22 protein-coding genes are annotated in these 19,630 nt (G+C 68.0%); 19 read left to right on the forward strand and 3 right to left on the reverse strand.

All coding sequences use genetic code 11. The features are described from left to right. Positions 1–67 precede the first annotated feature (67 nt). The gene (locus RX333_RS16425) at positions 68–793 is read right to left on the reverse strand and encodes a lytic transglycosylase domain-containing protein (protein ID WP_316016044.1); all 726 of its coding nucleotides are present in this window, start codon (positions 791–793) and stop codon (positions 68–70) included. Between the two features lie 307 nt (positions 794–1,100). Here RX333_RS16425 and RX333_RS16430 point away from each other — a divergent pair, with 307 nt between their 5' ends. The 19 genes from RX333_RS16430 (at position 1,101) to RX333_RS16520 (ending at position 18,663) form a co-directional block, all read left to right on the forward strand. Further along, positions 1,101–1,292, forward strand: coding sequence for a hypothetical protein (locus RX333_RS16430; protein WP_316016045.1), 192 nt, complete (start codon positions 1,101–1,103; stop codon positions 1,290–1,292). A 121-nt stretch (positions 1,293–1,413) separates the two neighbouring features. Further along, positions 1,414–1,599, forward strand: a complete 186-nt coding sequence (locus tag RX333_RS16435) for a hypothetical protein (protein ID WP_316016046.1) — start codon at positions 1,414–1,416, stop codon at positions 1,597–1,599. A 76-nt stretch (positions 1,600–1,675) separates the two neighbouring features. Continuing rightward, on the forward strand, positions 1,676–2,518 hold the full coding sequence (cpaB, locus tag RX333_RS16440) for a Flp pilus assembly protein CpaB (protein WP_316016047.1): 843 nt from the start codon (positions 1,676–1,678) through the stop codon (positions 2,516–2,518). 200 nt (positions 2,519–2,718) lie between these two features. After that, a complete protein-coding gene (locus tag RX333_RS16445; RefSeq protein ID WP_410056094.1) occupies positions 2,719–4,107 on the forward strand; it encodes a type II and III secretion system protein family protein in 1,389 nt (462 codons plus the stop codon). Further along, positions 4,094–4,735 carry an OmpA family protein gene (locus RX333_RS16450; RefSeq protein ID WP_316016049.1) on the forward strand — a complete coding sequence of 214 codons (642 nt, stop codon included), beginning with the start codon at positions 4,094–4,096 and terminating at the stop codon, positions 4,733–4,735. Before RX333_RS16445 ends, RX333_RS16450 begins: the two co-directional genes overlap by 14 nt. A 111-nt stretch (positions 4,736–4,846) precedes the next feature. Beyond that, a complete protein-coding gene (locus RX333_RS16455; protein ID WP_316016050.1) occupies positions 4,847–5,413 on the forward strand; it encodes a pilus assembly protein in 567 nt (188 codons plus the stop codon). A 20-nt stretch (positions 5,414–5,433) separates the two neighbouring features. Then, on the forward strand, positions 5,434–6,102 hold the full coding sequence (locus RX333_RS16460; protein WP_316016051.1) for a TadE/TadG family type IV pilus assembly protein: 669 nt from the start codon (positions 5,434–5,436) through the stop codon (positions 6,100–6,102). Between the two features lie 54 nt (positions 6,103–6,156). Beyond that, a complete protein-coding gene (locus RX333_RS16465; RefSeq protein WP_316016052.1) occupies positions 6,157–7,332 on the forward strand; it encodes a CpaE family protein in 1,176 nt (391 codons plus the stop codon). A gap of 27 nt (positions 7,333–7,359) precedes the next feature. Then, positions 7,360–8,823, forward strand: coding sequence for a CpaF family protein (locus RX333_RS16470; RefSeq protein WP_316016053.1), 1,464 nt, complete (start codon positions 7,360–7,362; stop codon positions 8,821–8,823). Between the two features lies 1 nt (position 8,824). Continuing rightward, positions 8,825–9,787, forward strand: coding sequence for a type II secretion system F family protein (locus RX333_RS16475; protein ID WP_316016054.1), 963 nt, complete (start codon positions 8,825–8,827; stop codon positions 9,785–9,787). Between the two features lie 4 nt (positions 9,788–9,791). Further along, positions 9,792–10,796: a type II secretion system F family protein gene (locus RX333_RS16480; protein WP_316016055.1), complete on the forward strand. Its 1,005-nt coding sequence runs from the start codon at positions 9,792–9,794 to the stop codon at positions 10,794–10,796. Continuing rightward, the gene (locus RX333_RS16485) at positions 10,789–11,358 is read left to right on the forward strand and encodes a tetratricopeptide repeat protein (protein ID WP_316016056.1); all 570 of its coding nucleotides are present in this window, start codon (positions 10,789–10,791) and stop codon (positions 11,356–11,358) included. Before RX333_RS16480 ends, RX333_RS16485 begins: the two co-directional genes overlap by 8 nt. Continuing rightward, on the forward strand, positions 11,355–12,194 hold the full coding sequence (locus tag RX333_RS16490; protein ID WP_316016057.1) for a tetratricopeptide repeat protein: 840 nt from the start codon (positions 11,355–11,357) through the stop codon (positions 12,192–12,194). Before RX333_RS16485 ends, RX333_RS16490 begins: the two co-directional genes overlap by 4 nt. Then, positions 12,191–12,679 (forward strand): prepilin peptidase, encoded by a 489-nt coding sequence (locus tag RX333_RS16495; RefSeq protein ID WP_316016058.1) that lies wholly within the window; start codon positions 12,191–12,193, stop codon positions 12,677–12,679. Before RX333_RS16490 ends, RX333_RS16495 begins: the two co-directional genes overlap by 4 nt. A 2-nt stretch (positions 12,680–12,681) precedes the next feature. Next, positions 12,682–13,995, forward strand: coding sequence for an ATPase (locus RX333_RS16500; RefSeq protein WP_316016059.1), 1,314 nt, complete (start codon positions 12,682–12,684; stop codon positions 13,993–13,995). Then, entirely contained in the window at positions 13,992–14,771 is a 780-nt protein-coding gene (locus RX333_RS16505; protein WP_316016060.1) for a crotonase/enoyl-CoA hydratase family protein, read from the forward strand. Before RX333_RS16500 ends, RX333_RS16505 begins: the two co-directional genes overlap by 4 nt. Beyond that, on the forward strand, positions 14,768–15,547 hold the full coding sequence (locus tag RX333_RS16510) for an NAD(P)-dependent oxidoreductase (RefSeq protein ID WP_316016061.1): 780 nt from the start codon (positions 14,768–14,770) through the stop codon (positions 15,545–15,547). Before RX333_RS16505 ends, RX333_RS16510 begins: the two co-directional genes overlap by 4 nt. A 144-nt stretch (positions 15,548–15,691) precedes the next feature. After that, positions 15,692–18,076 (forward strand): ligase-associated DNA damage response DEXH box helicase, encoded by a 2,385-nt coding sequence (locus RX333_RS16515; RefSeq protein WP_316016062.1) that lies wholly within the window; start codon positions 15,692–15,694, stop codon positions 18,074–18,076. Beyond that, positions 18,073–18,663 (forward strand): nucleoside/nucleotide kinase family protein, encoded by a 591-nt coding sequence (locus tag RX333_RS16520; protein ID WP_316016063.1) that lies wholly within the window; start codon positions 18,073–18,075, stop codon positions 18,661–18,663. The genes RX333_RS16515 and RX333_RS16520 overlap by 4 nt, the downstream gene beginning before the upstream one ends. Here the strand turns inward: RX333_RS16520 and RX333_RS16525 are convergent. Together RX333_RS16525 and RX333_RS16530 are read right to left on the reverse strand one after the other, a co-directional pair. Further along, positions 18,644–19,291: a hypothetical protein gene (locus tag RX333_RS16525; RefSeq protein ID WP_316016064.1), complete on the reverse strand. Its 648-nt coding sequence runs from the start codon at positions 19,289–19,291 to the stop codon at positions 18,644–18,646. The genes RX333_RS16520 and RX333_RS16525 overlap by 20 nt on opposite strands. Next, the coding region (locus RX333_RS16530) for a SprT family zinc-dependent metalloprotease (protein WP_316016065.1) at positions 19,288–19,630 on the reverse strand (343 nt) is incomplete at its 5' end. The genes RX333_RS16530 and RX333_RS16525, both read right to left, overlap by 4 nt.

Raw genomic sequence — 19,630 nt, forward strand, 5'->3', positions numbered from 1 at the left:
TGAAGCGCGATGGCGTTGGTTAACCTTGGCTAGTTAAGTATGCAGGCCCCTTCATATTGGTCGGCGCCTACATGGCACAGGGGTCGGTCGGCCCCTCGGGCGGCGTCTCGCACAGGGTGCGGGCGACCGTCCAGGTGGCGAGGACCTTCGGCACATAGGCGCGCGTCTCGGCATAGCGGGGCACGCCCCGCGCCTCGGCCACAGCACCCGGCCCGGCATTGTAGGCGGCGAGCGCCAGGATCGCGTCGCCGTCGAAGCGCGCCAGCATCCGCGCGAGGTAGCGCGCGCCGCCCATCGCATTTTCATAGGGATCGTTGCTGTCCGCGACCTCCATCAACGCCGCCGTGCTCGGCATCAATTGCGTCAGGCCGGTCGCGCCGACGGGGCTGACCGCCTCGGCCCGGCCACCCGATTCAACCATGACGAGCGAGAGGAGCAGCGGCAGCGAGATGCCATGCGCCGCCGCCGCGTCGACGAGCGCATCGCCGTGACGGTCCATCACCGCGCGCAGGGCGGGCGCGGGCGCCGGGGGATAGGGGCCGCTGGCCGCCAGCTCGGCGGCGGCGAGCAGACGCTCGGGCTCCGCATCGTGGCGGGAGGGCGACACGCCGCGCCAGAACCAGGCGTCGAAGCGACCGCGCCGATTGGCCTGTGTCGTCGGGAGCGACGGGCGGTCGAAGAGGTCGATGACCCCGCCGCGGGGCCGGTTGCGCAATTCCTCGGCCACGGAGCGGAACATCCCGTTCGACTGCGCGTCGGCCGGAGTGGAGACCGACAGAACCACGGCCGTCATCAGGACACGAATCGCGTTGTCGAACATCTGGCGTCGTCACCCTCGGCTGCCCGGATCGCGCCCAGATGTAACATGATCACGGGAGGGTTCGTTAGAATTTTAGCGAATTCAGCACGACTCACCCGCAGGTTGAGCGCAATTCGCCACATTCCAGCCTCATTTGACCGCAAGAAACGAGGGGTGCTTGTGAACGCGCAGTAACGAGCCGGTCAAATTCAGGCCACAAACTGCGGTCATAACCACAGCAATCGCGCAGGGGCATCGCCCGGAGGCGAGAATCGAAATGCATCTCTTGGAGGGGATCACCATGACCAAATTCTTCAGCAAGTTCGCCAAGGACGAGTCCGGCGCAGTCACCGTCGACTGGGTTGTTCTGGCAGGCGCAGTCGTTGCCCTGGCGCTCGGCGTGGTCGCCACCGTCCGCGGCAGCGTCGAGAGCGCGGCAACCCGCATCAACACGCAGATGGGCGCAGCCGTCACCTCGACGCTGCCCGAGTAATTTCTTCCGACGAAGATCGAACGAGTGGACGCCGTTCGTGCCGGTGCACGGACGGCGTTCGCATGAGAAGGACGATGGAGCCGCCATGCCGTCAGGCGGCGCGGTGCGAAGGTGAGCCGACATGACGCTTCTGCGCAGCTTCTGGACCGAGGAAGACGGTGCCGTGACCGTGGACTGGGTCGTCCTGGCAGGGGCGGTCGTCGCGATGGCGCTGGTCATCATGGTCATCATCCGGCCCGGCGTGAACAGCGGCTCCGAGAAGATCAGCACCGCCATCGCGACGGCGGTATCGTCCACGCTGGACTAGGCTGGCCTCGCAGGTCAGTTTCGAGGCGACCTGACCGCCGTGTGGCGGTCCTGGGAAATATGCTGGGGGGCATGCTATGAGACTGCTGTTTCTTGTCTTTCTGATTTGCGGCATGGGACTGGCGGGCTTCGCCGTCTATACCGCCAAGCAACGGTTCGACGCCTACGAGGTCCGCCTCGCGCAGGCTCAGGAGATCGAGCGCAGGCAGATTGACACCGTGCCGGTCGCGGTGGCCGCGCGACGGATCGAGTACGGCACGACGCTGACCGAAGACAATGTGCGCTTCATGACGTTCCCCCGCTCCGTCGTGAACGACGACTGGTTCCACGATGCCGAGACGCTGTTCGGGGATGGCAGCGAGAGGCGGCAGGTCCTTCGGGTCATGGAGCGTGGCGAGCCGATCCTCAATATGAAGATCACCGGGTTCGGCCAGGATGCAGGCATCGCCGCGCGGCTGGGCGAAGGCTATCGCGCGTTCACGATCCGGGTCGACGTGGCCTCGGGTGTTTCGGGCTTCCTCACGCCGTCCGACCGGGTCGACGTGTTCTGGTCCGGGCGGTTCCGCGGCGAGGCGGTGACGCGGCTGATCATGGAGAACGTGCAGCTGATCGCGGTCGACCAGATCTCCGACCAGGATCGCAGCCGTCCGGTGATCGCCCGGACGATCACCGTGCGCGCGACGCCGCAGCAGGCCGCGACGCTGGCGCAGGCGCAGGCATCGGGCTCCCTGTCTCTGTCGCTGCGCGGCATCGGCGACGTGGCCGAAGCGGGCGAGGTGGAGGTCAACGACGACGACGTCGTGGGCTATGTCGCGCCCGAGCCGGTCATCGCGCCCACACCCGAGCCGGTCGCGCCGCGGCGCACCGTCACCATCCGGCGGGGTCTGAACGACCTGAGCCGGGAAACGCTCGACGACTGATCAAACCGCTGATTTGCAAGAACAAAGGTCGCAACGCCGCCAAGCCGTCGTTGCGACCTGTTGCTTGAATGACATAGTAGCGTCGCCTTCCAACCCCTTGATTATTGCCTTTTTTCCAGAATGAGGCACGATCAATGGCAATACCGCACCCGTCAGATGGAGCGGATACCAGAGGTAGTGGGTCAGGAGAGCCAGGCAACATGTCCTTGAGAAAACTGATTCGGGCATTCGTGCTCGGGGGGAGCTGCATGCTGGCCGTGGGGGCGGCCCATGCGCAACAGGAACCGGTCCTGACCGTCCAGCGGGGGGCGGTCGCGCAGGCGATCACGGTCCCGGTGGACCAGGCGACCGTGCTGACCAGCCGCGTGGAGATCAGCGAGCTGAGCCTCGCCAACCCGCGGATCGCTGATGTGGCGGTGCTGGGCGATTCCAGCCTCTACGTGCTGGGGCGCGCGCCGGGGCGCACGACGCTGACATTGATCGGCCTCAACAACCAGGTCGTCGCGAATGTGGAGATCCGGGTGATCCCCGACATCGCCGAGTTCAAGGAGCGGCTCGCCGACATCCTGCCCGGCGAGAATATCGAGGTGCGCACCGCGGGGGCCGGCATCGTGCTGTCGGGCACGGTTTCGGGCGCGCGCAAGGTGGCGCGGGCGATGGAGCTGGCGCAGCAATACGCGCCCGACAACGTGACCAACCTGATGATGGTGGGCGGCACGCAGCAGGTGATGCTGAAGGTGCGCTTCGCCGAAGTGTCGCGGGACGTGAGCCAGAACCTCGGCATCGGGCTGGGAATCACGGATGGCGGCGATTTCGTCGGTTCGTTCGGGACGGATGTCGGCGGCGCGCCGCTCATCGGCTCGGGCAACCTCGCCCTGAACGCCAATACGGGCGGCAGCCTCGGCGCACTGTTCCAGCTGGGCGATATCGGGATCGAGATCGCGCTGAACGCGCTGGAATCGGACGGCCTGCTGCGCACGCTGGCGGAGCCGAACCTGGTGGCGCTGTCCGGCGAGGGCGCCGAGTTCCTGGCGGGCGGCGAGTTCCCGGCGCCCACCATCGACAGCGATGGCAACGTCATCGTCGAGTTCAAGCCCTTCGGCGTCGGCCTGTCCTTCGTGCCGACGGTGGTGGACGAGGACCTGATCAACATCCAGCTCTCGGCCTCGGTCAGCTCGATCGACCCGCAGATCGTGGGCAGCACGGGCGGCGGCTTCTCGGTCAACGGCCTGACGACGCGCTCGGCCCAGACCACGGTGGAGATGCGCGACGGGCAGAGCTTCGCGATCGCGGGGCTGTTGCAGGACGATTACAGCAACTCGGTCTCGCAGATCCCGATCCTGGGCGACATTCCGGTGCTGGGCGCGCTGTTCCGCTCGACCCAGTTCGTGCGCGGCCAGACGGAGCTGGTCATCATCATCACGCCCTACCTGGTGTCGCCCACCAATGGCGAGCTGCTGGCGCTGCCGACCGACCGGGTCGGCATTCCGAACGAGCGCGACCTGTTCCTGCTGGGACAGGTCACCGGGGAGCCCGACGCCGTCGCGGCACAGGAATTCGAGGGGGATTACGGCTATGTCCTGGAATAAGCTGGCGCTGGTGAGCGTCGCGGCCCTGGCGGCCTGCGACTACACCTACGAGAACGAGACGACCGTGCCCGGATTCGGCAGCTCGGTGCAGATGAACCATGCGGTGCAGGTCGGCTACGCCACTTCGGGCGTGTATTTCGACGAGCTGTCGCGCCTGTTCGCGGCAGAAGTGGACGAGGTCATCAACTTCGACTTCAACCGCTCGACCCTGACGCCTCAGGCGCGCGCGACCCTCGACCAGCAGGCGGCCTGGCTGCAGCGCAATCCGGTTGCCCGGCTGCGCGTCGAGGGCCACACCGACCTGGTGGGCGGGGAGAACTACAACCTGGAGCTGGGGCTGCGCCGCGCGGAATCGGCGGTGAACTACCTGGTCTCGCGCGGGGTGGATCGCAGCCGTCTGGACGCGGTCGCGACCTTCGGCGAGACGCGGCCCGTGGTCGCGACGCCGGATCGCGAACGGCTGAACCGGCGCGCCGTCACGCGCGTCGCCGGTGTGGCGATGGGTGCGGGACCGGGCGATTTCGACGGCAAGCGGGCCGTCATCGTCTATGACGCGTACCTCAACAACGCGACGAACGAGGTTACCTTCAGCGGCGGCGCCGGGGATTCGGCCGGCGGCAGCGAGTAACGGATCGCGTTCCGCCGCGTTCGCGCGGCGGAAATCCGCTCAACGATTTACAAATGGGGTCCCCGTGGTACGATCCTGACCAAGGGGAACAGGATCGGATCGGAGAGACGCGTGGGGCGTGCAATCTGGGACCGTATCCGGGCGTTCCGCGATGACGCCGAGGGGAGCGTCACCGTGGAATTCGTAGTCACGCTGCCCATCTTGCTGGCGGCGCTGGGCTTCGCTGCGGAATACGGGGAGGCTATGAAAACGCGCAACGCGATGGACTCGGCCGCGCGCGACGCGGCGCGGTTCATCAGCCGTGCGCCGATCGACGAGTCGACAGGCACCGTTCCCGATCGATTCCTGTGCGACGCCCGCAACATCATCACCTGGCGGCTGGAAGTGCCGGACTACTCGCTCGACGACGCGCTGACGTCGCAGGGATGCAACGGATATTATACCGACTCGAGCGGCGACCTCGCCGTAGATTCGGAAGGAAACGCGCTCACCGACGCGATCACCATCGATACGAGCTCAACCGGAACCACCGTCTCGATCCGGGCCTTCTCGGAATTCGGGCTGGCCCGGATGTTCGGCTGGCAGAAATCGGCGGAGGATGGCGGCTCGCTCAGCCAGTTCGACGGGCGATGGGGGATCTACATGTCCGTGACGGAAACCTGGGGCCGCTCGGAATGAGGGCCCGCATCCCGAAGGCGGTGAGGCGGTTCCTCCGCGACGAGCAGGGTGCTGCGACGGTCGAATACGTCATCATCTTCGTGCCGCTGATCATGCTGATCTTTCTGATCTTCCAGGTCGCCATCGCCTATCACTGGGCGCTGAGCGCGCAGAAGGGGCTGGAGCTGGCGGCGCGCACGGCGGCGATCTCGGCCCCCGTGCACGAGGATCTGCAACTGGACGGCCCGTTCGGCATCACGGCGATCAATCGCGCGGTGTCCTCCGGCTCGGACTCGGGGGATCCGTGCTGGGTCGTGCTGGGAACGGAGACGGTGACAGATGCCGACGGCAACAGCGTGACCGTGGACCGGACGGCCTGCGAGTACGTGCCGACCTATACCTGCCGCGGCATCAACATCACCGAAGGGATGGACCCAGACGAGGCCGTGCCGCCGGGGTGCAGCTATTCGCATTTCAAGCGGATCTTCGACGAGGTCGACCGGTTCGCCTACCAGATCGACACGGGCGACCTGGCGATCCAGTACCAGGATGTCGGGCTCGGCAATGCGGGGCAGCCCTACGTGCCGCTCATCGTCCTTGCGATCGACCCGCAATCCATGCCGATAGTGTTGAGGCTTTTCGATTCGACGCTCGAGTTCCAGATTCCCTCGATTCTGACAACGATCGTCGCCGAAGATCTGAGCGGCTGATCGAACCGGGGGCAGGATGTGATCGGAAGAAAGAAGACGGACGGGGCGGAAGCCATGGCCTTCGCGCGGGACATGCAGCAGTTCGACCTGCTGATCGAGGATCTCGACGCGGAATATGACGGGGCGTGGAGTTCCGCCCCCATCGAGGACGCGCCCGCGCGGATCGCGGCGCTCGACCCCGAGACCGCCGACAGCGTGATCGTGGCGGCGCAGGCCGAGGACGAGGACGCGCTCGACACGTTCGAGGCGGCCATCGCGGCGGCGCGCGAGGCGGGCATTCCGGTTCTGCTGGTGGTCGAGGATTTGAGCGCGGTGGCGCTGCACCGGCTGATCCGGGCGGGCGCGGCGGAGTTCACGCCCTACCCCCTGCCCGAGGGCGTGCTGGCCGAAACGCTGACCAAGCTGCGCGCGGGCCCGGCGGCGCAGGTCGTCGCCTCGGGAGCGTCGGGCCGGGGGGGCATGATCCTGCCGGTGCAGGGAATCGCGGGCGGTGTGGGCGCCACGACGCTGGCGGTGAACCTCGCCTGGGAGATGGCGCAGGCGCCGCGCAAGGTCGATCGCAAGGTGGCGCTGGTGGACCTGAACCTGCAGTTCGGCTCGGTCGCGACCTATCTCGACCTCGCCCGGCGCGAGGCGACGATGCAGCTGCTGACCGAGCCCGAGAACCGCGACCGCGCCGCGATCGTCGATGCGATGGCGAGCTTCGCCAAGAAGGTCTCGGTCCTGACGGCACCGCCCGACTGCATGCCCTTCGAGATCGCGGGCGTGGAGGATGTGCGGCAGATCCTGGACGCGATCGCCGCAACTCACGATTTCGTGATCGTGGACATGCCTCCCGTTCTGGTTGAATGGTCGAGCACCGTTCTGGAGATGGCCGAGACCTATTTCGCGGTCATGGAACTCGACATGCGGTGCGCGCAGAACATGCTGCGGTTCCTGCGGGCGCTGAAGTCCGAGGACCTGCCGATCGAGAAGGTGCAATACATCCTGAACCGCGCGCCCACGGGACTGACGGGCGGGGGCAAGCCGCGTATCAAGAGAATGGCGGAGTCGCTGGGGATCGAGTACAACGTGTTGCTGCCCGACGGGGGGAAGGCAGTGATGAACTCGGCCGATCAGGGCGCGCCACTGGGCGAGAACGCAAGCGGCAACGTGCTGCGCAAGGAGATTCGCAAGATCTCGAAATCGCTGGTCGAGCTGGCGGAACGACAGAAGACGGGCGGGCTGTAATCCGCCCCACCGAAGAGGGGGCAAGCGGTGTTTTCACGGTATCAGAAATCCGGCCAGCCCGGTCGGCCGGCGGCCTCGCCGTCGCTGGAAAAACCGGCCAACCCGACCCCCATGCCCGAACGCGAGGAGAAGGCGGCACGCCCCTCGCCCGCGCTGCAGCGCGCCGCGGCGGCGGTGGCCGCGCCGGACGATGCGGAGCGCGAGCGCGACGCCAAGCGGCGGGCGCGTCTGCTCGACATCCGCATGGATCTGCACCGGCGCCTGCTGGAGACGCTGAACCTCGCCGTGCTCGACAAGGTGGGCGAGACGGACCTGCGCCGCGAGATCAGCTCGATCACCCGCGAGGGCCTGCGCGATCAGGGGATCGTGCTGAACGCCGCCGAGACCGAACAGCTCAACAACGACCTCTATGACGAGGTCACGGGCCTGGGCCCGCTGGAGCCGCTGCTGAAGGACCCGACGGTCAACGATATCCTCGTGAACTCGCACCGGCAGGTCTTCGTCGAGCGCAAGGGCAAGCTTCAGCTGACCGACACCGTCTTCAAGGACGAGAAGCACCTGCTGCGCGTCATCGACAAGATCGTGAGCGCCGTGGGTCGCCGTGTGGACGAGTCGAACCCTTACGTCGATGCGCGTCTGAAGGACGGCTCGCGTTTCAACGCGCTGGTGCCGCCCTGTGCGGTGGACGGGCCGCTCGTCTCGATCCGGAAATTCTCCAAGGAGAAGCTGTCGATCGACGAGCTGATCGATTTCGGCGCCTTCACCGAGGAGATGGCCGCCTACCTGCAGGCGGCGGTGTCGTGCCGGCTCAACATCATCGTGTCGGGCGGTACGGGTTCGGGCAAGACGACGACGTTGAACGCGCTGTCGTCCTTCATCGACAATTCCGAGCGTATCGTGACCATCGAGGACACGGCGGAATTGCAGCTGCAGCAGGTGCATATCGGCCGGATGGAAAGCCGCCCGCCCAACGTGGAGGGCAAGGGCGAGGTCACGCAGCGCGACCTGCTGCGCAACGCCCTGCGGATGCGGCCCGACCGCATCATCGTCGGCGAGACGCGCGGCGACGAGGTCATCGACATGCTGCAGGCGATGAACACCGGCCACGACGGTTCGATGACCACGATCCACGCGAACTCCGCCCGCGATGCGGTCAGCCGTCTGGAGAACATGATCGCGATGACCGGGGTGGAGATGCCGATGGTCGCGAGCCGCGCGCAGATCGCGGCGGCGGTCAACCTGCTGGTGCAGGTCAGCCGATTGCAGGACGGCTCGCGCCGCATGGTCTCGATCACCGAGCTGACGGGCATGGAGGGGGAGATCGTGTCGATGCAGGAGATCTTCCGCTTCAAGCGCACGGGGCTCGACGAGGACAACCGGATCCTGGGGCATTTCACCGCCACGGGCTTGCGTTCGGTCCATTCGGATCGGTTCAAGCAATGGGGCTTCGAGCTGCCCAATTCGATCTACACGCCGGTCAAGGAGGGTTGAGATGTCGCTGGAGCCATTGATCTATGCCCTGATCTTCGTGGGCGTCCTCTTGATGGTCGAGGGTCTGTACCTGCTGATCTTCGGCAAGTCGGTCCGGCTGGAAAGCAAGGTCAACCGGCGGCTGGAGCTGCTGGAGAAGGGCGAGGATCCCGAGGACGTGCTGGAGACGCTGCGCGCCGAGCGCGACCAGCATCGCAAGAATACCGGCATCCCGATCATGGCCCCGCTCTACGAACGGGCGGCGCAGGCGAACATCGCCTTCTCCCCCAAGGGGCTGGCGCTGATCATCCTGGTGATGGCCGTCATCGTCTTCGTCGCCCTCACCATGATGTCGAGCGCGTCGCTGGTGCTGCGCATCGGCCTGTCGGTCATCATGGCCTTCGGCGGGGTCTACATGTGGCTCAACAACAAGGCCAAGGCGCGGATGGCGCTGTTCGAGGAGCAGCTGCCCGACGCGGTGGAGCTGATCGTGCGGTCGCTGCGGGTGGGGCACCCGTTCTCCTCCGCCGTGTCGATCGTGGCGCACGAGATGCCCGACCCGCTGGGCACGGAATTCGGCATCATCGCCGACGAGTCCACCTACGGGATGGAGATCACCGAGAGCCTCAACCGGCTGGCGGAGCGGGTGAACGTGCAGGATCTGCGCTTCCTCGCCGTGGCGGTCAGCATCCAGGCGCAGTCGGGCGGTAACCTCGCGGAAGTGCTGGCGGGGCTGGCGGCGGTGATCCGCTCGCGGTTCAAGCTGTTCCGGCGGGTGAAGGCGATCACGGCGGAGGCGCGCTGGTCGGGCTGGTTCCTGTCGATGTTCCCGATCCTGGCGGTCATCCTCGTCCAGCTTGTGCAGCCGGATTATTACGACGACGTGCAGGGCACCAGCGTGTTCATGCCCGCGATGATCATCGTCGGAATGTTCCTCGTGGCGAACGTGTTCTACATGCGCGCCATGGTCAACATCAAGGTTTGAGCCGATGGACAGCCTTCTCTCGGGTCTCGACAGCACCTACACCTTCCTCGAGGCGGCGTTCGGTCCGCTGGGGCCGCTCTATGCCTCGATCGCGCTGATGCTGCTGCTGGTGGCGCTGGCCGCGCCCATCGCGCTGCGCCGTCCGGAGGACAGGCTCGACCGGCTGCACGAGGCGGAGCGGGCGGGCGTCTCCGCCCGGCCCGAGATCGTGCCGCAGCAGACCGGGCTGAAACTGCGCCACGATCCGACGAGCAAGGGGCTGAGCTCGCTCGCCCCCTATCTGGAGCCGCAGGATCAGAAGGAATTCTCCGAGATCCGGCTGAAGCTGACGCGGGCGGGCTACCGCTCCCGCTCGGCGGTGTCGTCCTACTATTTCCTGCGCATGGCGCTGGGGCTGGGTCTGCTGGGCGTGGGGCTGGTGTTCTATTTCGTGATGGCGGGCGACAATGCCTCGATCACGCAGATGCTGCTCTACGTCACGATCCCCGGTCTGATCGGCTATATGGGGCCGACCTACTGGGTGACGCGACGGCTGCAGGAGCGGCAGGAGGAGATCCAGCACGGCTTTCCCGACGCGCTCGACCTGATGCTGGTCTGCGTGGAGGCGGGGCAATCGCTCGACCAGGCGATCCTGCGGGTGTCCGAGGAGATCCGGGTCGGCTACCCGGTGCTGGCCGAGGAGTTCGAGATCGTCGCCAACGAGGTGCGCGCGGGCAAGGACCGCGTCTCGGTGCTGCGCGACATGGCCGAACGCTGCGGCGTCAGCGACGTGTCGAGCTTCGTGACGGTGCTGATCCAGTCGGCGAGCTTCGGTACCTCCATCGCCTCGGCCCTGCGGGTCTACGGCGCGGAAATGCGCGACAAGCGGGTGATGCGGGCCGAGGAGAAGGCGAACACCCTGCCCACGAAGATGACGCTCGGCACGATGATGTTCACCGTGCCGCCGCTGCTGATCATCCTCGTGGGACCGTCGGTCTACGACATCATGCAGGTGCTCGGCGGTGGCTAGGAGCCTGCTGGTCGCCCTGCTTCTAATGGTGGGCTGCGTGGCGCAGGAGGTGCCGCTGCCCCCCGACGCGAGGACACCCCTGCCCGACATGGACGCGAGCCCGCGCGAGCAGGGGCACCTGCTGCAACAGGCCGGACAGTACGAGCTGGCGCTGAGGGCCTATGCGATGGCCTATGCGACGGACGATGTCGGCCTGCCCGGCGAGATGCCGATGGCCGTGGGCACGGCGAATGCGCGGCTGGGCCGGATGAACGCCGCGCGCCGCCACCTGCAGACCGCCGTCGCGGAGGCGCCCGACGTGGTGGAGGGGTGGAACAATCTCGGCGTGGTAGAGATGAGCCTGGGCGACCGGACGGCGGCGCGCCACGCGTTCGAGACCGCGCTGTCGCTGTCGGACGGGCAGAGCGCCGTCGCGCGCGACAATCTCGACCGGCTTGACATCCGGGATGCGGTCGCGGGCGACGATCCGCTCGAACAACCCTTGGGCGAATTGACACTGGTGCGGCAGGGTTCGGGCCGGTATCTTCTGGCCACACCGGACGGGGACGGAGAGACGGAATGAAGAGGATCGCGATCGTCGCGGCGGCGCTGCTGCTGACCGCGTGCGACCGGACGGGCGAAGAGGCCCTTCAGGGCGTCTCGCTCAACGCCATCGACGAGCTGAACCTGACCCAGCTGATGTTGCAGACCGGCGAGCCGGAGGCGGCGGTCGAATTCTTCCGCGCCAGCCTGCAGGAACAGCCCGACCGCGTCGATTTCCAGCGCGGCTACGCCATCAGCCTGACCCGCGCGGGCCGGGTCGACGAGGCGATCATCGCGTTCCGGGAGCTCGACGAGGCGGGGGACCTGGAGCCCGCCGACCGGCTGCCCTATGCCCGCGCGCTGATCCGCACAGGCGATTTCGACACGGCCGAGGCGCAGCTGACGCTGGTGGGCGACGGGCGCAATTCCTATGACTGGAACCTGCTGAACGCGCTGATCTCGGACAATTACGAGCGCTGGGACGAGGCGGACGGGTTCTATGCCCGCGCGCGGGCGCTGACCGCGCAGCCGGGGGCGGTGCTCAACAACTGGGGCGTCTCGAAGATGTCGCGCGGCGATCACGAAGGCGCGACGCGGCATTTCACCGAGGCCGTGCGCTACGACCCGGACGATTTCAGCGCCAAGAACAACCTCGCCCTGTCCCGCGCGCTGCGCGGCAACTACGCGGTGCCGGTGGTGCCGCTGACCGAGGAAGAGCGCGCGCAGATCTATCACAACATGGCCCTGATCGCCCTGCGCCGCGACGATACCGATATCGCGCGCGGGCTGCTGGAACTGGCCGTCGAGACGCATCCGCGGTATTTCGAGGCCGCCGCGCGCAAGCTGGAGGCCTTGCAGGGCGCGGTGAACCGATGAGCGCCGAGATCGCGCTGATCCACCTTGCGGTCGTGGCGCTGCCGGCCCTGGCCGCGCTCTATTGCGATCTGAGCTCCATGCGCATCCCGAACTGGGTCAGCCTGCTGACGGCGGGGCTGTTCCTGGCGGTGGGGCTGGCGACGCTGCCGCTCGACGTGCTGGGCTGGCGGGTCGTCGTCGCCGTCGCCGTGTTCGTGGTCGGACTGATGCTCTACGCCCTCGGGCAGATGGGGGCGGGCGACGTGAAGTTCGCGACCGCGATCTTCCTGTTCGTGGCCTGGAGCGATATCGGGCTTTTCCTGCGGATCCTCGGCATCATGGCGCTGGCCGGGCTGCTGACGCACCGGATCTTCGCGCATTGGAGCTTCGCCCGCGAGATGGCACCGAACTGGGCGAGCTGGAACGCGACGGGCAAGTTTCCCTACGGGGCGGCGCTGTCGACGGCGATCCTCTATTATCTGCTGCTGATCGGAGTGACGGGGTAGACATGCTCGACACCGCGAAAACCGCACCGCAGGCACCGATCCGGCTGGAGGAGCTGGGGCTGGAGCCGACCTTCGCGCGGGACCTGCTGCTCAAGACCGTGTTCCGGATGAGCCTGAACACCACCACGCAGATGGCGCGCACCTGCGGGGTGACGCCGCCGATCGTGGAAGAGCTGATCGAGCTGTGCCGGGCGGACAACCTGGTCGAGACGCTGGGCAATCGCGGCGCAAGCTCGGCGGCCGAGCTGCGCTACCAGCTGACCGAGGCGGGGCGCAGGCGCGCGGCGGACGCGCTGGCGCAGTCGGAATATTACGGGACGTTCCCGGTGTCGCTGGAGGCGTTCGAGGCGCAGAGCAAGCAGCAGAGCGTCGCGGACGCGGCGATCCGGCGGCCGGATCTGGAGGCCGCGTCGGGGCATCTGGTGATGCCGGACGGGCTGCTCGACAAGCTGGGGCCGGCGGTGAACTCGGGCCGGTCGATCCTGTTCTACGGGCCGCCGGGCAACGGGAAATCGGTGCTGTCCGAGGCGATCCGCGACGCGCTGGGGGATGCGATCTACATCCCGCGCACGCTGTCGGCCTTCGGCCAGACGATCAGCCTGTTCGATCCGATCGTGCATCAGGTCGTCGCGATGCCGGAGGTGGATCCGTCGGGGCTGCGTGCGCGCCCGCCCTTCGACCCGCGCTACGTGCTGTGCAAGCGGCCTTCGGTCATCACCGGGGGCGAGCTGACGCTCGACATGCTGGATCTTGGCTACAACCCGGTGAGCCGCACCTACCAGGCGCCGTTGCAGCTGAAGGCCACCGGCGGCGTGTTCATCGTGGACGATCTGGGCCGCCAGCGCGAGAGCGCGCAGGCGCTGATGAACCGCTGGATCGTGCCGATCGAGCAGCGCTATGACCTCTTGAGCCTGCAATCGGGGCAGAAGTTCACGGTGCCCTTCGACACGCTGGTGATCTTCTCCACCAACTTCGCACCGACTGAGCTGTTCGACGGGGCGGCGCTGAGGCGGATCTACTACAAGATCAAGATCGACCGGCCCTCGCAGTCGGACTTCCTCAAGATGTTCGTGATGATGGCCCGCAAGGCGGGGTTCGAGCCGCGCGAGGACGTGATCGCGCACATGCTGCGCAATCTCTACCCCAGCCCGCAGGGGCCGTTCGCAGCCTATCACGCGCCCTTCCTGATGAGCCAGATGGGCTCGATCTGCGATTACGAGGGGCTGCCGCGGGAGATGACGGTGCCGCTGGTCGAGCGGGCCTGGGACAACCTCTATGTCGATGCGGATGACAGTGCCGCGAAGGGGACGGGATGAGCCAACGGGTCGGGGTCGAGATCGCGGATGGCGTGGCGCATGTCACGCTGACGCGCGGGGACAAGATGAACGCGCTCGATCCCGCGATGCTGGAGGCGATTGCGGGCGCGGGGGCCGAGGTCGACCGGCCGGACGTGCGCGCGGTGGTGCTGTCGGGCGAAGGCCGGGCGTTCTGTGCGGGGCTCGATGTCGCCAGCTTCCAGAACCTGATGGCCGATCCTCAGAGCATCAACGACCGGACGCATGGCGACACGAACCTGTGGCAGCAGGTGGCGATGGTCTGGCACCGGCTGCCGGTGCCGGTCATCTGCGCGATCCACCACACCTGCTTCGGCGGGGGCCTGCAGATCGCGCTGGGGGCCGACATGCGCATCGCGGCACCCGGCACGCGGATGAGCGTGATGGAGATGAAGTGGGGGCTGGTGCCCGACATGGGCGGCATGGTCCTGATGCCCCGGCTGATGCGCGCCGACGTGATGCGGCGGCTGATCTACACCGGTGAGGTCTTCGCGGCGGAGGCGGCGCTCGACTGGGGGCTGGTGACGGAGATCGCCGAGGATCCGTTGGCCCGCGCGCGCGAGATCGCGGCGGAGATCGCAACGAAGTCGCCGAGCGCGGTGCGGGCAGCCAAGGCTTTGTGCGAGGTGGCGGCGACGGCGGAGGTCGCCGAGGTGCTGCGCGCGGAGTCGCAGGCGCAGGCGGACCTGATCGGCAAGCCGCACCAGATGGAGGCCGCGATGGCCAACATGCAGAAACGCGCCCCCGTCTTCGAATGAAGGTGGCGGTCGCCGGATGCGGGCGCATGGGCGGCCCGATGGCAGCGGCGCTGGCGGAGGCGGGTTTCGACGTGGCGGGCTACGATGTCGTGGCGAAGCCCTATCCCTTCATGGTCGAGCGCGTGGCGCTCGCGGATCGGCAGGTCATCCTGAGCGTCGTGCGCGACGCGGCGGAGACCGACGCGCTGCTGTTCGGCGACGGGATCGCGGAGCTGCCCGCGCTGGAGGTGCTGGTGATCTGCTCGACCCTGTCGCCGGTCTATGTGCGAGGGCTGCGCGAGCGAGTCCCATCGCGGGTCGCACTGGTCGATGCGCCGATGTCGGGGGCCGTGATCGGGGCGGAGCAGCGGCGGCTGAGCTTCATGCTCGGCGGCGAGACGGCGGTGCTCGACCGGTTGCAACCGCTGTTCGATGCGATGGGCACGAAGTTTCACCGGATGGGCGACTACGGCGCGGGGATGGTCGCGAAGGTGTGCAACAACCTCGTCGCCGCCTCCTCGACCGTGGCGACGCGGCAGGCGCTCGACTGGGCGGCGGCGCAGGGGCTGGGCCGGGCGGAGTTGCTGGCGCTGATGCATGACAGTTCGGGGCAGACTTGGCTGGGATCGGGCTTCGACGAGATCGAGTTCGCGGGCGCGGGGTTCGCGCCCGACAACACGATCGGAATTTTGGCCAAGGACGTGGCGGCGGCGCAGGGGGCGGCCCCGGAGGGGGCGGACTTGGCCTATAGCGAGGCGCTGATCGCGGCCATTCGCAAATTGCGGCCTTTGGACTAACCTCACTACTGAAAACGGAGGGCAGCCCCCGGCCCGAGGGGTGGGGGTGAAGCCCCCGCCCAGTCAAACCGGAGGTTTGCCTTCGGCACAACGGGGGGGTCGGGGGCTGCCCGGCCTGTCAGCCGGGCCCGACAGGATTGCGACGTGACTCTCCCAAAACGCTTCCACGACTGGTTCGCCTCGAAAGGCTGGTCACCGCATCCGCATCAGCTGGCGCTGCTCGGCTCGGATGCGGCGGCGACGCTGCTGATCGCGCCGACGGGCGGGGGCAAGACGCTGGCGGGGTTCCTGCCCTCGCTGGTCGAGCTGGCCGAGGGGCCGCATCGGGGGATGCACACGCTCTACGTCTCGCCGCTCAAGGCGCTGGCCTCGGATATCCGGCGCAATCTCCAGACGCCGGTGGACGAGATGGGGCTGGACCTCAGGATCGAGGACCGGACGGGCGACACCAAGCAATCGGCCCGCGCGCGCCAGCGGGTCGATCCGCCCGACATCCTGCTGACCACGCCCGAGAGCCTCGCCCTGCTGCTGAGCTACGAGGAGGCGCCGCGCATCTTCGGCGGGCTGCGGCGGGTGATCGTCGACGAAATCCACGCGCTGGCCGAGAGCAAGCGCGGCGACCAACTGGCGCTGGGGCTGGAGCGGCTGGAGACGCTCGCCCCCGGCCTGCGCCGCACGGGGCTGAGCGCGACGGTGGAGGACCCGCCCGCGCTGGCGCGGTTCCTTGCCCCCGACACCAAGATCCTTCATGCCGATCCCGGCCCGCCCGCCGATATCGAGATGCTGGAGACCGCGGCCGCGCCCCCGTGGTTCGGGCAGGGCGGGCGGCACGCCGCACCCGAGGTCATGGAACAGGTGCGGCGCCACAAGATCACGCTGATCTTCATCAACACCCGTGCGCAATCGGAGCTGTTCTTCCAGGCGCTGTGGGCCGAGAACGAGGAGAACCTGCCGATCGGGCTGCACCACGGCTCCCTGAGCCGGGAGGCGCGGCAGCGGGTGGAGGCCGCGATGGTGGCGGGCGAGTTGCGCGCGGTGGTGGCGACGGGCAGCCTCGACCTCGGGATCGACTGGGGGGATGTGGACCTCGTCATCCAGGTGGGCGCGCCCAAGAACGTGAAGCGGCTGGTGCAGCGGATCGGGCGGGCGAACCACCGCTACAATGCGCCCTCGAAGGCGCTGATCGTGCCAGCCAACCAGTTCGAGATCATCGAGTGCCGCGTCGCGCTGGAGGCGGTGCGCGAGGCCGATCTCGACGGCGATCCCAGGCCCGACGGGCCGCTCGACGTGCTCTGCCAGCATATCCTGCTGACGGCCTGTTCGGGGCCGTTCGCGGCGGATGCGCTCTATCACGAGGTGAAGCGGGCGGGGCCCTATCGCGGGATCAGCCGCGCGGCCTTCGAGCGGTGTCTGGATTACTGCGCGACCGGCGGCTACGCGCTGCGCGCCTATGACCGCTATCAGCGGCTGGTGGAGCGCGACGGGATGTGGCAACTGCGCGACCCGCGCGCGGCGCGCGACCTGCGGATGAATGTCGGCACGATCCTCGACTACAACAACCTCAAGGTCGCGTTCCGGCGCGGCAAGATGCTGGGCGAGATCGAGGAGGGCTTCGCCTCGACGCTGGTGCCGGGCGATACGTTCCTGATCGGCGGGCAGGTGGTGAAATACGAAGGCCTGCGCGAGATGACGGTGCAGGTTTCGGCCACCGACGGGCGGGAGCCGCGGATCGCGACCTTCGGCGGCACGAAGCTCGCCATGTCCACCCGGCTGGCGCATCGGGTGCTGGATTTCCTGAACGATCGGGAGGCGTGGGCGCGGCTGCCCGCGCATACGGCGGAATGGCTGGATTTGCAAACGCGGATCAGCCACATGCCTCAGGCCGAGCGGCTGCTGGTCGAGACGTTCCGCCGGGGCGGGCAGCATCACGCGCTGTTCTACGCCTTTGCCGGGCGCAACGCGCATCAGACGCTGGGGATCATCCTGACCCGGCGGATGGAGGAGGCGGGGCTCGGGCCGCTCGGCTTCGTCGCGAACGACTACGCGCTGATGATCTGGTCGCTCGATCCGGTGGCGGACCCGGCGGCGCTGATCGACCAGGGGGACATGCGCGCGGCGCTCGACTCGTGGCTGGCAGAGAACACGGTGATGAAGCGGACCTTCCGCATTCCGGCGCGGGTGGCGGGGCTGATCAGCCAGAACCAGCCGGGGCAGCGCAAGACCGGGAAGCAGGCGACGTTTTCGAGCGATATCCTCTACGACACACTCAGGCGCTACGATCCCGATCACCTGATGCTGGAAATCACGCGCGACGAGGCCATGCGCGGGCTTGTCGATTTCGACCGGATCGACGAGATGCTGGACCGCGTGCGCGGGCGCGTGGATCATGTGGAGGCGCCACATGTCACGCCGCTGTCCGCGCCCTTGATCCTTGAGGTCGGGCGGGTGCCGGTGAAGGGCGAGGCGGAGCGGCGGCTCTTGGACGAGGAAATCGGCGCGGTGTTGCGCGAGGCGGGGATCGGGACATGATCGTGAGGGTATTGCAGGCCATCGAGAGGCTGGAGCCGCGGGCGATGGTCGCCATCGCCGGTGCGCCCGCCAGCGGCAAGAGCACGCTGGCCGAGGCGGTGGTCGCCAGCTTGGGCGATCGGGCGGCGCTGGTGCCGATGGACGGCTTCCACCTCGACGATGCGGTGCTGGAGGACCGGGGGCACCGGGACCGCAAGGGCGCGCCCTGGACCTACGACACGGGCGGCTTCCTGTCGGTGCTGGAGCGGCTGAAGCGGCGGGAGGAAGTGGCCGTGCCCGTGTTCGACCGGGGGCTGGAGCTGGCGCGCGCGGGGGCGCGGGTGATTTCGCCCGAGGTCGAGGTCGTGGTGGTCGAGGGGAACTACCTGCTGCTCGACGAGGATCCGTGGCGCGGGATGCGGCCGATCTACGATCTGACGGTGCTGCTCGACATGCCGGTCGAGGTGCTGGAGGCGCGGCTGCGCGCGCGCTGGGATCAGTACGGCAAGGCGGATGCGGAAGGCTGGATCGCCGCGAACGACCTGCCCAATGCCCGCATCGTGGCGGACCGCTCGGGCGGGGCGGACATCACCTTGCCCCCGGAATGATGTCGAGACCGAAGGCCCAGATCGCCAGCGGTAGTGGCGCGAGCGGAATCGCCACGGCCAGCGCGTAGGGGATCGGGTGAAAGGCGCGGGTGAGGCCCGTCAGCATCGCGAGCCCCCCTGCCCCGCCCAGCAGCATGTTGCCCGGCAGCACCGGCAGAAGCGCGGCGGCGACATAGCGCCAGCGCACCAGTGCGCGGGTCCAGCGGTGATCGCCCAGCAGCAGGCGCAGCCGGGCCGCCTCGTCTAGACCGGAGCCGGGGGCCACCGCCGCCGCGCGGTCCGCGATGCCGATGGCGGCGAAGGCGCGGGAGGTCAGGCGGTAGGGCACGTGCCGCCCGATCAGGAAAGCCAGCGTGACGCCCGCGATCATGGCGAGCCAGACGAGCGGGGCGGCGTCGGGGCCGAAGAGCAGGATGACCGAGAGGCTGAGCGTCACGCGCGGCATGAAGGGCATGGCGATCAGGCAGGCGAGGCCCACCAGAACCAGCGGGAGCAGGCGGTGCCGCTCGGCGAAGGCGAGCGCGTCGCTGGCGAGGGTGGTGCGGCCCGTCGCCTCCAGCACCAGCACTGTGACCGTCAGGATCAGCCAACCGAGGATCAGGAGGCCGATGGCGCGCGGCGCGGTCACGGCTCGAAACGGAAGCGGTGAAGGGCTGCCCCTTCGGCGCGCAGCCAGTCGCGCTGCGCCTGCCAGCCGGGAAACAGCCGCTCGACATGTGCCCAGAAGCGCAGGGAGTGGTTCATTTCGAGCAGGTGCGCGACCTCGTGCGCGGCGACGTAGTCGAGCACCGGGGGCGGCGCGAGGATCAGCCGCCAGGAGAACATCAGGTTGCCCTCGGACGTGCAGCTGCCCCAGCGCGAGCGGGTGTCGCGCAGGGTCAGCCTGCCGGGCACGCTGTCCAGCGCGGCGGCGTGGCGGGCCGTCGCCTCGGACAGGCGGTCGCGGGCGAGTTGGCGCAGCCAGGCG

It is taken from the genome of Roseobacter sp. HKCCA0434 (assembly GCF_032464675.1).
Lineage (GTDB): Bacteria > Pseudomonadota > Alphaproteobacteria > Rhodobacterales > Rhodobacteraceae > Pontivivens.